8 protein-coding genes are annotated in these 12,523 nt (G+C 56.5%); 2 read left to right on the top strand and 6 right to left on the bottom strand.

The genetic code is table 11. The annotated features are described in order from the left end of the window. Window positions 1-239: 239 nt before the first annotated feature. The 6 genes from pheT to GZH47_RS22765 form a co-directional block, all read right to left on the bottom strand. Complete coding sequence (gene pheT / locus GZH47_RS22790) at window positions 240-2,684, bottom strand: phenylalanine--tRNA ligase subunit beta (RefSeq protein ID WP_162643326.1); 2,445 nt, start codon at window positions 2,682-2,684, stop codon at window positions 240-242. Between the two features lie 16 nt (window positions 2,685-2,700). Continuing rightward, a complete protein-coding gene (pheS, locus tag GZH47_RS22785) occupies window positions 2,701-3,732 on the bottom strand; it encodes a phenylalanine--tRNA ligase subunit alpha (RefSeq protein WP_162643325.1) in 1,032 nt (343 codons plus the stop codon). Between the two features lie 391 nt (window positions 3,733-4,123). Beyond that, window positions 4,124-4,765, bottom strand: a complete 642-nt coding sequence (locus tag GZH47_RS22780) for a YcnI family copper-binding membrane protein (RefSeq protein ID WP_225446167.1) — start codon at window positions 4,763-4,765, stop codon at window positions 4,124-4,126. A 166-nt stretch (window positions 4,766-4,931) separates the two neighbouring features. Next, on the bottom strand, window positions 4,932-5,651 hold the full coding sequence (locus GZH47_RS22775) for a response regulator (protein WP_162643324.1): 720 nt from the start codon (window positions 5,649-5,651) through the stop codon (window positions 4,932-4,934). 4 nt (window positions 5,652-5,655) lie between these two features. After that, a complete protein-coding gene (locus GZH47_RS22770; protein WP_162643323.1) occupies window positions 5,656-6,495 on the bottom strand; it encodes a sensor histidine kinase in 840 nt (279 codons plus the stop codon). A gap of 53 nt (window positions 6,496-6,548) precedes the next feature. Next, a complete protein-coding gene (locus tag GZH47_RS22765; protein WP_225446166.1) occupies window positions 6,549-8,216 on the bottom strand; it encodes a copper resistance CopC/CopD family protein in 1,668 nt (555 codons plus the stop codon). A 431-nt stretch (window positions 8,217-8,647) separates the two neighbouring features. Between GZH47_RS22765 and GZH47_RS22760 the strand changes: the two genes are divergently transcribed. Further along, window positions 8,648-10,873, top strand: a complete 2,226-nt coding sequence (locus GZH47_RS22760) for a ribonucleoside-diphosphate reductase subunit alpha (RefSeq protein WP_162643322.1) — start codon at window positions 8,648-8,650, stop codon at window positions 10,871-10,873. A 266-nt stretch (window positions 10,874-11,139) separates the two neighbouring features. Then, window positions 11,140-12,177 carry a ribonucleotide-diphosphate reductase subunit beta gene (locus GZH47_RS22755; protein WP_162643321.1) on the top strand — a complete coding sequence of 346 codons (1,038 nt, stop codon included), beginning with the start codon at window positions 11,140-11,142 and terminating at the stop codon, window positions 12,175-12,177. Window positions 12,178-12,523 lie beyond the last annotated feature (346 nt).

Genomic DNA, 12,523 nt, shown 5'->3' with positions numbered 1-12,523 from the left:
GAAAATTTCATTGTCCCATTCTCGACGCTCATCTCTTCAGATCATCCGTTTCCGTCAGTCTTCGTCACTTCCTGCTGTCTGTCTGCCGCAAACCTGAACCGAATACTCGCTGTCGCAAACGCGTTTCTCTACGGCCGCTGCCACCTATGGACCAATTCAAATCGAGTCTAAGATAAACAAAGCCGCATCGATATTCGTTCGCAAGGAACTAATTCGATGCGGCTAAGGGCATCTCCTGCCTATTTACGCAATTCTGCTTCAAAAGATTGTTCTAATTTAGCGACGACTTTACCGTGCAGCTCCGTCACTTCTTCGTCCGTCAGCGTACGCTCCGGATGACGGTAAACGAGAGACAGCGCGACGCTTTTCTTATCCGCGCCCAGCTTCTCGCCGGTGTAGATGTCGAAGATGCGAATCGACTCCAGCAGCTCGCCTGCCGTCTCGGCGGCGGCATGCATCAGTTTGCCCGCTTCCACCTCGCGGTTCAGCACGACGGCGATGTCGCGTTCCATTGCCGGGTAACGAGGCAGCGCCTTATAAACGATATCGAAGTCGGCCGCTTCGTACAACGGCGCAAGCTCAAGCTCGAGCACGTACGTATCGCCGAGATCGTGGTCGATTTGGACCGTCGGGTGAAGCTGGCCCAGATAACCGATCGTAACGCCTCCTCGCTCGCCGTGGAAGACGATAGCCGCGGTACGGCCCGGGTGCATATGCTCAGGCTGCGCCGCTTCGTAGCCAATCTCTCCGCTGACGCCAAGCACGTCCGCCACGGTTTCCAGCATACCTTTCAAATCGTAGAAATCGTATGCCTCTGCCTTGCTGTTCCATTCCGCGCGCACGCGGCTGCCGGTCAGCAGAATAGCCAAACGGTGCTTCTCGTGCGGCAAACGGGTAAGCGTTTCTTCATCCGTATGGAAGACGCTGCCGATTTCGAATATCGCGGCGTCGTCGTTTTTGCGATTGCGGTTGTACACGGCCGTTTCAAGCAGCTGCGGCAGCAGGCTCGTGCGGAGCACGCTGCGGTCCTCGCTCATCGGAAGCGCAAGGCGCACAGGCTGAACGTCCGCGCCGTTCAAGGCCGGGAACAATGTCGTCCGGTCCGGGTGGGTGAACGAGTAACTGATCACTTCGTGCAGCCCGGCATCCGTCAGCCGCTTGCGCAGCTCGCGGCGGATCGCCTGCGGCTTCGTCAGCGCGCCCGGCGTAGCTGCTCCCTCGATCGCCGTCGTCGGGATATTATCGTAGCCGAACAAGCGCGCCGCTTCTTCGATCAAGTCGACGTCGCGGGTAATATCGCCGCGGCGGCTCGGCACATCTACTGTAAATACCCCGTCGTCCGAAAGTTGAAACGGAAATTGCAAACGGCCGAAAATCGTCTCGAGCTCCAGCTTCGACAACTCCGTGCCCAGGTAGCGGTTGATCTTGTCGATGGATACGGTCACGATCGTCTTGGCTGCCGGTTCCGCGATTTCTTCCACGACGCCGTCAAGCACATGGCCGCCGGCGTATTGCGCCATCAGCGCGGCCGCCCGGTCGAGCGCCGGGATCACGCGCGCCGGATCGACGCCTTTCTCGAAGCGAACGCTGGATTCCGAACGGAGCCCGACTTGGCGGGACGTCTTGCGGACGGTGCCGCCGTCGAAGCGCGCGGATTCCAGCAGGATGTTAACGGTCGATGCCGTTACTTCGGAGTCGGCTCCGCCCATGACGCCAGCAAGCGCAAGCGGCGATTGGCCGTCCGCGATGACGAGCATGTGCGGCTCAAGCTTCCGCTCTTGACCGTCCAGCGTCGTCATCGTTTCGCCGTCGTTCGCAAGGCGCACGACGATGCGGCCGTCTTGGATTCGATCCGCGTCGAATGCATGCAGCGGCTGGCCGTATTCCAGCATGACGAAGTTCGTAATGTCGACGACGTTGCTGATCGGACGGATGCCTGCCGCCATCAGGCGGTTCTGCATCCAGAGCGGCGAAGGTCCGACTTGAACGCCTTTGATGTAACGAGCGGAATAGTGCGCGCACTGTTCCTTCGCATCGATGCGAACCGACACATGCGCGGACGCTTGTTCCGCGGAGTCGCTCAACCGGCTGTCGGGCAGCTTCACCGTGCGGCCTGTCAAAGCGCCGACTTCGTAAGCAACGCCCAGCATGCTGAGGCAGTCCGAACGGTTCGGCGTCAGGTCAAGCTCGAGCACCTCGTCGTCGATCGCGAGCACGTCAAGGATGGAAGCGCCGATCTCCGTTCCTTCCGGCAGCACGAGAATACCCTCTTGCTGTTCTTTCGGAAGCAGCTTGTCGTTCAAGCCGAGTTCCTTGGCGGAGCAAATCATGCCTTGGGACTCTACGCCGCGCAGCTTGGCTTTCTTGATTGCGAAGTCGCCGGGAAGCACCGCGCCGATCGTCGCGACGGGAACGAGCTGGCCGGCCGCGACGTTCTTCGCGCCGCAGACGATTTGCAGCGGTTCGGGACCGCCGACATCGACCGTGGTCACGTTCAGCTTGTCTGCGTCGGGATGCTTCTCTTTCGTCAGCACGCGGCCGACGACGACGCCGGTCACGCCTTTATTGCGGGATTCCACGACATCGATCTCGATGCCGCCGCTCGTCATCAGCTCGGCCAGCTGCTTGCCGGCGTAGCCGTCCAAATCGATATATTGACTTAACCATTTATAAGATACGTTCATCGTATTAGCCTCCCTCTCACATTCGGACAAACTGGCTCAGGAAGCGCAGGTCGTTCGTATAGAAATGACGAATGTCGTCAATGCCGTATTTCAAGATCGCGATCCGCTCCACGCCCATGCCGAACGCAAAACCGCTCATTTCGTTCGGGTCGTAGCCGCCCATTTCGAGCACGCGCGGATGGACCATGCCGCAGCCGAGAATCTCGATCCAGCCCGTATGCTTGCACATCCGGCAGCCGTGACCGCCGCATTTCACGCACGTGACGTCAACCTCCGCGCTTGGCTCCGTGAACGGGAAGAAGCTCGGACGCAGGCGGATTTGCGCTTGCTTGCCGTACATCAGCTGCACGAACTGCAGCAGCGTGCCCTTGAGATCGCTCATGCGGATGTTCGGTCCGATGACGAGGCCTTCGATTTGATTGAACTGGAACGAATGCGTCGCGTCGTCGTCGTCGCGGCGGTATACTTTGCCGGGGCAGATGACTTTGACCGGTTTGCCGTTCATCGCTTTCATCGTGCGCACTTGCACCGGCGACGTGTGCGTCCGCATCAGAATCTCGTCCGTCACGTAGAACGAATCCTGCATGTCGCGCGCCGGGTGGTTCTTCGGCAGGTTCAGCGCTTCGAAGTTGAAGAAGTCGGTCTCGACTTCCGGTCCTTCCGCAATGGTGTAGCCCATTCCGATGAACGCGTCCTCGATTTCCTGCGCGACTTTGTTCAGCGGATGAACGGCGCCCGCGCCCAGCTTCTTGCCGGGCAGCGTGACGTCGATCGTCTCCGCGCGAAGGCGGTTCTCCGTCTCGGCTTGTTGGAAAGCGGCCTGCTTCGTCTCGATAACCTCTTCGATCGCGGCGCGCACTTCATTGCCTACTTGCCCGATAACCGGACGCTCTTCGGCGCTCAAGCTTCCCATGCCGCGGAGAATTTCCGTCAGCGCGCCCTTCTTGCCCAAATATTTGACCCGCAGGTCGTTCAGCTGCTGCGGACCGGCAACTTCCTGCAGCTCCTGCAGCGCCTCGGCGCGCAGTGCTTCCAAACGCTCTTTCATTCCATCCAGCCCCTTCTTAGACAAATAAAAAAACGGTCCTCTCTCCCCGTAAGGGACGAAAGAACCGTGTTACCACCCTAATTCAAACTGCCGGCCGCAATAATAATAACGCCTGGGCAATTCCTCATTAACGCCGGATATCGGCCGGACGACCGGAGCTCCCTACCTCATGCAGCCAAGTCGGCGCACCCGTTCAGAAGCCTGCTCGGAAGCGAACTTCGGCAGCCTGATTTCCTAAAGACGCTCTCAGTCAACGGCGTCTTCTCCCTGGCAAGAAAGCACTGCGTACTCTTCTTCCTCATCGCATTTACGTATATGTTTACCATTATACGAAATTTCTATAACCGTCCGCAAGTCCCGTCCTGCGGGCGTTCCGCCTATTTTTGAACGTTTAACGTTTCTTCCGCGTCATCGCTGCGATAAGTGCCAGCGCACCGAGCACGACTGCCGCGATCGCCAGGCCCAGCGTTACGTTTTCCTTCGTGCTGCTATCGCTGTCCGCCGTATCCATGGTGTCCGAAGCAGCCGTCGTGCCGTGGCCGTCGCCTTCGCCCGTTCCCGCGATGACCGTCGTTACGGATGCCGGATGGTCGCCGCCGTCGGCTTCGATCCATTCCACGACGGATTTGTCGGAGTAAGTCTGGTACGCTTTCCATGACAGCTGCGTCGCGTCGTCGGCCACCTTGCCGCTGACGCGGAAATCGGTGAATTCCGTCTGCGAGAGGCCTGCGCCTTCCGCCGTCCAAGTGATGGACTTGACTGCTTTCGTGTCCGGGGCAAGCTCCAGGTCGTATTTCCAGCCCGCCTTCGGTTCCACGCGGCTGACGGCTACGCCATCCGGCACTTTTACTTGAATGCTCGTCGTCGTGACGTTTTCTTTCTCGCTCGGCACCCGAACGGAGAACACCTCGTAAGCCCCTTGCGTCGTCTCCTTCGGTTGTACCGTTACATGCGCGCTTGCCATTGAAGCGAACAAGAACAGCGACATCACCGCGACCCCGATAACCGAAAATTTCTTCATGCGATTCATCATATTGCAAACATCCTCCCTGCGGTCAACTAATCCCGCTGCCATTGCGCAGCGTTTCCCTATGAGCGAGTATACCTCAGTCCGGAGCCGGCGGCATGACTCGAAGGGGCTATGCGATTGTTACGAAAAAGTGTCTCGTCCCTATCTGGATTGGCTCCCGATCCTCCCGCTAATCCTTGACGAGCCCTTTTTCCAGCGCATAACGCGTCAATTGAACCCGGTTTTCAAGATGCAGCTTCTGCAAAATGTTTTTCAGATGGTTTTTGACCGTATGCTCCGATAAACCGAAATTTTCGGCGATCTGCCGGTTGGAGCCGCCCGAGGCTACCTGCTCCAGCACTTCGCGCTCGCGCTGGGTCAGCGCCGTATGCATCGGCGCATCGGAATTCCGGCCGCCGATCTTAGCCTGGCCTTCCGGCTTCCCCGCCCGCTGCGTCTTCCCGGCGCCGCTCCCGCCGTTGAATTCCTGCAGCATGCGAAAGGCCAGTTCCTTGGGCAGCGGCGCTTCGTCCAGCGTCACGGCCCGCAAATAGTCCAGCCAAGACGAGGGGGACAGATTCTTGAGCAGGTAGCCTTGCGCGCCGCGCTTGATCGACTCGAACAGATCCGTAATATCGTCGGAGACGGTCACCATGACGATTTTGATCAGCGGGTCGATGGATTTAATCGACTGCGTCGCTTCCATGCCCGACATGACGGGCATATTAATGTCCATCAGCACCAGGTCGGGCGCGAGTTCAGCCGCCAGCACGACGGCTTGCTCGCCGTTCGCCGCCTCTCCCACGATTTCAAACTCCGGGGCGCCGGACAAAATCTCGCGCATGCCTTCCCGTCCATGCGGATGGTCGTCCGCCAGCAGCACCCTGATCGTTGTTCCATTCCCGCTCATCGTCTCACCCTCTCTTCACGACTTCCACGACCGTTCCGCCCTCGTCGGCGCGGCATACGGTAAACTGCCAGCCCATCGCGGCCGCGCGTCCCTGCATCATCCGCACGCCGTAACGTCCCTTCGCCAGCAGCTGCCCCGGCTCCGCTCCGATTCCATCGTCGCTGACCGTGCATCGGAACGCCTCGTCCGACAGGCCATCCCCGGGAACGGCCCGAACCGTCAAGCCGGAAGCGCCGGCATGCTTCCGCACGTTAAGCATCGCTTCGCGCACGATGGCAAGCAGCTCTACTTTCTCCTTGCCCGTCAGCCTGGAGTCGGCCAATTGCCAATCCAGCTCCACGTTCAAGCCGCCAAGCGCAAGCTCGTCGGCCATTTCCCGTACCGCCTGCATCCACTGGACGTCGGTTCTGGACGGCTCGCTGCGCAGGCCGGCGATCGACTGCCTGACGTCCTCGTAGACATGCTTCACCGTTCGGCGCAGCTGCTGCGCCGTCTCCGCCGCATGCCCGGGATCTTTGGCATGCTCCAATTTATCCAGCTTCACCGACACCAGAAACAGCGATTGCGAAATTCCGTCATGCAGCTCCCTTGCCAGCTGTTCGCGTTCCATGAAAGCCGCTTCGGCCGACTTGGAACGCTGCAGCGTCTCCTGGGTATCCTCCAGCATGTTGAACAGCTTGATCAGCAGCGTTGCCGTCACCGTAATGACAATGACGGGAGTAAGCGCGTTGCCGAGGCCCATGGACAGATACGGCAGCAGCAGCGTATGGCGCAAATACTCCCAGATCGCGACCGTCAGCGTCGGCGTCCACAGAATAAGCCATTTGATGCGCTTGTATGTCATGTCCCGGCCTCCTCTCGGCTATTCTGCTGCACGCCGCTTGCGTGCATCCTTGTTTAGTAATTCCGGAAGTCGACTTTCTGCACGGTTTCATTGTCGTCTTTGTCCATGATGCGGATTTCCGCCTCCCAGCGGCCGGCGAACGGAATGAACGGCCCTTTCGCTTGATACGCGGATTTCACGAAGCCGTCGAAATCGGTCAATTCCGTATCCTCGAAAGGTTTAACCGGGACATCGATCGGACCGAGCTCCTTGCGGTCCAGCGAGAACAGCCGTACCAGCACCGACTTCGCTTCGCCGACGGTGTCCGGCAGCCAGACTTTGACGGTAAATTCGTTATCGCCCGCTTTATTAGGCGTTACGCGGAAGGACACGTGCATTTTGTCGCCCATTTGATGATAAGTAACAGGCTCATTGGCCGGCAGCGGACTGATGTACGTGAACAATGCCGCCACGATGATTATGAGCGCCATCAGCGCCGCATCGGCGCGAAGCAGGACGGCTATCGGCAGTTCCCCTTTTCTAACCTTCAGATGGAGCGTGCCGCCGACGCCGAGCACCAGAACGACAAGGCCGGTCTTGATCAGGAGCAGCGTCCCCCACGACGTGTAGAACAGATACTTCAGGCTCGGCAGGAACAGCAGCGTCATGCCAACGCCGGACAGTACCAGCAGCATGAGCGAAAGCAGCGCCGCACGCGAGAACACGACCGCGAATCGGCCCGCCTCCTTACGATCCTTGCTCCACAGCAGCAGCAGCAGCGTCAAGCCGCCTGCCCATACCGATGCCGCCAGAAGATGAATCCAGTCGAACAGAATCGATGCAGCCTTCGGCGAGAAGACCGCCGCATGTCCGCTCCAGCTTTCCACGCCCAGGATCGCCGCGGCCCACAACGTTCTCGCCAGCGGGTGCATCCGGACGAACAGGAACCCGGCCAGCGCCAGTACCAGCATCGCGATCCATTCCCTGCCTACCGACGTTTCCAGGAACAGCTTGCTGTAATCTCCGGAGGGATAGCCTTTCAATATCTCCCGCGCATGCACGAAGATATAGAGCAGCACGGAGACGAGCAGCGTCCGGAGCGCAATGGGCTCCCATTTCTTCTGGATGTCCTGCAGCATGCTTCCCCGGCCTCTGGCCAGCAGCGGCCAGATCATAAGTCCAGCCGTCCAAAGCAGCGCCGCGTAATATAAAGAACGTACGGCATAAATGATGAACTGATTGGTCGTCAGCTCTGTGGAGGCACCATGTCCCTCGTGGCCTAACGCCTTGTGGGGATCAAAGGCCGAAGCGTCCACGCCCTGGGGCGGATTGCCGACGACGAAGACGTAGGAGCCGCTGACCGGATGGCCGTCCGCCGAAATAATCGCGTAGGACACCGTATAGACGCCCTCCCCTAGTTTAGGGAGCGCCAGCGTAATGGATTTGCGGTCTGCGCTCGTCTTCGGATCCGCATCCGTCACCCGGCGGGATTTGTCGTCGAGCACCTCGAGCGAACCGACCTTGGCTTCAATTGCTTCATTAAAGGCGAGCTTTACCTCTTTCGGGCTTTGCTCGTATTTGGTGTTCTGCTCGGGCGTCGCGCCTTCGAGCTCCGCATGCGCGAACGCGGCGGACGGCCCGGCGAACAGCATCGAGCACAGCCATATAGCAAGCATCGCCGCTTTGACGATGGAATGGACAGGTTTTCTTTGACCGCCGATCAACATCTTGTGTGGTTTCATCCTCTCTCTTCGAAATCCGGATCGCATATCCGATAACTAAACCTAGTGTACTAGAGCCGAAAGGCGAGCACCAACCATAAATCCAACTTTTGTTTGAACGAACGCAATTAGGCCAAAAAGGCGATTAACCGCGTGTCCCTATTATTGTCACGACACATCCGCAGCCGGAAGTGCTATAATAGTTTTTCGCTTACTTACTTTTTTTATTTTTTTATGCGGAGACCGCCGGCTCCCCGGTATCGTTTGCAATTGGCGCGGCTGTACGTTTTCATCGATTTTTCATGCCGAAAATGCCGCTTTCGGAACACCTGGATGTCGAATAGTTTGCCTTGACAGGCACTATATATCGGTGTAGGTTATGTAAGTACTAACAACATATTGTGTATAACGGGTTGTCAGACGACAACCTTCGACAAGGAGTGGCTCTGCCCGTGGATATCATTAAAAGGAATGGACAGAAAGAAGAACTTATCTTTTCCAAGCTGAAGAAAGTTATTGATTTCTCGTGTGTCGGCTATAACGACTGCGATCCGCTGGAGCTGGAAACAGCCTTGCTTCCTTATTTCCGCAACAACATCACGACGAAAGAAATTCAACGTACGCTGACGCAAGTTGCGGTTGAGAAAACAAGCATCGAACAGCCGAACTGGCAGTACGTTGCAGCCAAACTTCTCGTGTACGATCTCTATAAAGAGTCCGCGATCAATCGCAAATACGGTTATTTCGGCTACGGCGATTTCTACTCTCTCATCACGTACCTGACCGACAAAGGGTTATACGGCAGCTACATATTGGAACACTACACGCGTGAAGAAATCCGCGAGCTGGGCAATTACATCGTGCCTGAGCGCGACTACCTGTTCAACTACATCGGCCTGAAGACATTGTCAGACCGTTACCTGATCAAGAGCTTCGGCGGCGACGTGCTTGAACTGCCGCAAGAGCTGTTCATGGGCGTAGCGATGCACTTGGCTATGAAAGAAGAGGACAAGCTGGGCTGGGCGCGTAAATTCTACGACGTGTTGAGCCGCCTGCAAATGACGGTTGCTACGCCGACGCTGGCGAATGCCCGCAAACCGTTCCACCAGCTGTCCAGCTGCTTCATCGATACCGTTCCCGACAACCTGTGGGGCATTTACAACGTTGATTCCAGCTTCGCTCAAGTTTCCAAATTCGGCGGCGGCATGGGCATCTACATCGGCAAAGTGCGCAGCCGCGGCTCCAACATCCGCGGATACAAAGGCGTTGCCGGCGGCGTCGTGCCTTGGATCAAGAACTACAACAATACGGCTGTCGCGGTCGATCAGCTCGGCGTTCGTTCCGGCGCCGTAGCCGTTTACCTCGACGTTTGGCATAAAGATATTTTCGACTTCCTGAACTTGAAAACGAACAACGGCGATGACCGGATGAAAGCCCACGATATTTTCCCGGGCGTCTGCATTCCCGACCTGTTCATGCGCAAAGTACAGGAGCGCGCTTCCTGGTACCTGTTCGATCCGCACGAAGTCCGCAGCTACATGGGCTATGCGCTTGAAGACGCTTGGGGCGAAGAATGGGAACGCCGTTACGAAGAGTGCGTGAACCATCCGGAGCTCTCCAAAGAAGAAGTACCGGCGATCGAAATCATGAAACGCATCCTGGCAAGCTCCTTCGAAACGGGCACTCCGTTCGTATTCTACCGCGACACGGTCAACCGCGCGAATCCGAACAAGCACAAAGGCATCATCTACTGCTCCAACCTGTGCACGGAGATCTGCCAGAACATGAGCCCGACGGAATACATCACGACGACGCACGAAGACGGCATCATCACGACGCAAGTCAAGAGCGGCGACTATGTCGTGTGCAACCTCTCTTCCCTCAACCTCGGCCGTACGCGTTCGAACGAGGAAATCGCAGAGGTCGTCAGCTGCCAAATGCGCATGATGGACAACGTCATCGACTTGAATCACTATCCGATTCCGCAAGCGGAAATTACGAACCAGAAATACCGCGCCGTCGGTCTCGGCACGAGCGGCTACCATCAGTGGCTCGCGCTGAACGCCATCGCATGGGAATCCGAAGAGCATCTTGACCGCGCAGACGAGCTGTACGAGTGGATCAATTACTGCGCCATCAAAGCTTCGATGGAAATTTCCAAAGAAAAAGGCGCCTTCCGCGTATTCGAAGGCAGCGAATGGCAGACCGGCGCTTATTTCGAATCGCGCGGTTACGATGCCCCTCACTGGCAGAAGCTAAAACAGGACGTAGCCGAGCACGGCGTCCGCAACGGCTGGATGTTCGCCATCGCGCCTACGGCATCGACGTCGCTGATCGCCGGTTCCACGGCGGGTATCGACCCGATCTTCAACAAGTTCTTCGTCGAAGAGAAGAAGAATGCGGTCATCCCGCAAACGGCGCCGAACCTGAACGAAGAAACGTTCTGGTACTACAAAGAAGCGCACACGATCGATCAGCACTGGAGCATCCGCGCAGCGGGCCGCCGTCAGCGCCACATCGACCAAGCGCAATCCTTCAACCTTTATATTACGCCGAACTACTCGGCCAAAGAATTCATGGACCTGTATATGTCCGCATGGGAAAACGGGCTGAAAACCGTTTACTATTGCCGTAATAAAAGCTTAGAAGTCGAGGATTGCGTGAGCTGCAGCTCATAAGCCCATCATTGAAATGAAGTTGCCCTGCGGGACAGTATGAGTTTCCAATCGCTGTTGTAACCGGATTTCTTTGAATTTATACATTCAGAAATGGTTGAAATCCGGTTACAAAGGCGACCGCTTAAGAGTTTTCGCAAGAAAACTCACTTCGGAAGCATGAACTGCTTTTCCAACTTCATACTGCCCTCCGGGCACTTTTTCAATGGGAGTACTTAAAAACGCTGCAACACTTAAGGTAGCAGGAAAAGAAGGAGGCAGCCCATTTCATGGAACTGCAGAAGAAGAAACTTTTCAACGAGGAAGGCGACCGCGACTGGGGTAAACGCCGCATGATCGGCGGTAACACCACGAACCTCATCGAGCTGAACAACGTTAAATACGACTGGGCCACGAAGATGTACCGGAACATGATGAACAACTTCTGGATTCCGGAAGAGATTCCGCTTGCCCAGGATGCCAAAGACTACAAACACCTGTCGCTCTCCGAGCGTAACAGCTACGATAAAATCATCAGCTTCTTGATCTTCCTTGATTCGCTGCAAACGGCGAATCTGCCGAATATCAACGAGTACATTACGGCACCCGAAGTTAATCTCTGTCTGACTGTACAGACGTTCCAGGAAGCCGTTCACAGCCAATCCTACTCTTATATTTTAGACAGCGTCTGTGCTCCGGAGGTACGTGACCAGATTTACAATCTGTGGCGCGAGGACAAAAACCTGTTGAAACGCAACCGGTTCATCACTGACCTCTACGAGAATTTTATTGCGAATCCTTCGTCGCAGAACCTGATCAAGACGATTATGGCGAACTATATTCTCGAAGGCATCTACTTCTACAGCGGCTTCAGCTTCTTCTATGCCCTGGGCCGTCAAGGCAAGATGCTCGGAACGGTATCCGAAATCAAATACATCCAGCGCGATGAATTGACTCACTTGGCGCTGTTCCAAGGGATCTTCCGCGAAATCCGCAAGGAAAACGCCGAAATGTTCACGCCGGTTCTGATCGAAGAGCTGCGTCAAATGATGCGCACTGCCGTCGAACACGAGATCGAGTGGGGCAAATACATCACGAACAATCAAATTCCCGGTTTGACGGACGAAATTATCGACGCCTACATCAAATTCCTGTCCAACGAGCGTTTGCGCAAGTTGAACCTGGAGATCTTGTATCCGGAGATCGTTGAACATCCGATGCGATGGGTCGAAAGCTTCAGCAACATGAACGGCATGAAAACCGACTTCTTCGAGCAGAAGGTCACGAACTACAGCAAATCGTCCAACCTCAACTGGGGCGATCTGTAAGACCATCTTTCATAGACCGCTTCCGGGCCCGGTTACAGGGCAGGAGGCGGTTTTTTTCGTGCGTGCGGCGACCCGTTGTTCCATCCGCCGCAATGCGAGCATAATGTAAACGAACAGGAAACTGACAGGCCGTTTCAGGAATGGCATCCTTCATGGTACAATACGCTTAGAAAAGCGCGTAACCAACAGCACGAGCATCAACTGGATTGGAATGAGGAAGACTATTTAAGAGAAGAGCCAGCCTCTCCCGCACAAGGTAAGCCCGTTGAACCTGCGCTGTCATGAGACAGGCTTCCGGAAACGAAAATCATAACCGCCCGCCTCAGCCGGACGACCGCGCAAGACT

Origin of the sequence: Paenibacillus rhizovicinus (genome assembly GCF_010365285.1) — a bacterium.
GTDB lineage: Bacteria > Bacillota > Bacilli > Paenibacillales > Paenibacillaceae > Paenibacillus_Z > Paenibacillus_Z rhizovicinus.
Note: the sequence above shows the minus strand (reverse complement) of the source record. Positions and strands in the feature narration are given on the sequence as shown.

Coding starts and splice junctions, on each gene's coding strand:
- GZH47_RS22765 (WP_225446166.1), bottom strand. CDS start 8,216: ATGAAACCACACAAGATGTTGATCGGCGGTCAAAGAAAACCTGTCCAT.
- pheS (WP_162643325.1), bottom strand. CDS start 3,732: ATGAAAGAGCGTTTGGAAGCACTGCGCGCCGAGGCGCTGCAGGAGCTG.
- pheT (WP_162643326.1), bottom strand. CDS start 2,684: ATGAACGTATCTTATAAATGGTTAAGTCAATATATCGATTTGGACGGC.
- GZH47_RS22775 (WP_162643324.1), bottom strand. CDS start 5,651: ATGAGCGGGAATGGAACAACGATCAGGGTGCTGCTGGCGGACGACCAT.
- GZH47_RS22780 (WP_225446167.1), bottom strand. CDS start 4,765: ATGATGAATCGCATGAAGAAATTTTCGGTTATCGGGGTCGCGGTGATG.
- GZH47_RS22755 (WP_162643321.1), top strand. CDS start 11,140: ATGGAACTGCAGAAGAAGAAACTTTTCAACGAGGAAGGCGACCGCGAC.
- GZH47_RS22770 (WP_162643323.1), bottom strand. CDS start 6,495: ATGACATACAAGCGCATCAAATGGCTTATTCTGTGGACGCCGACGCTG.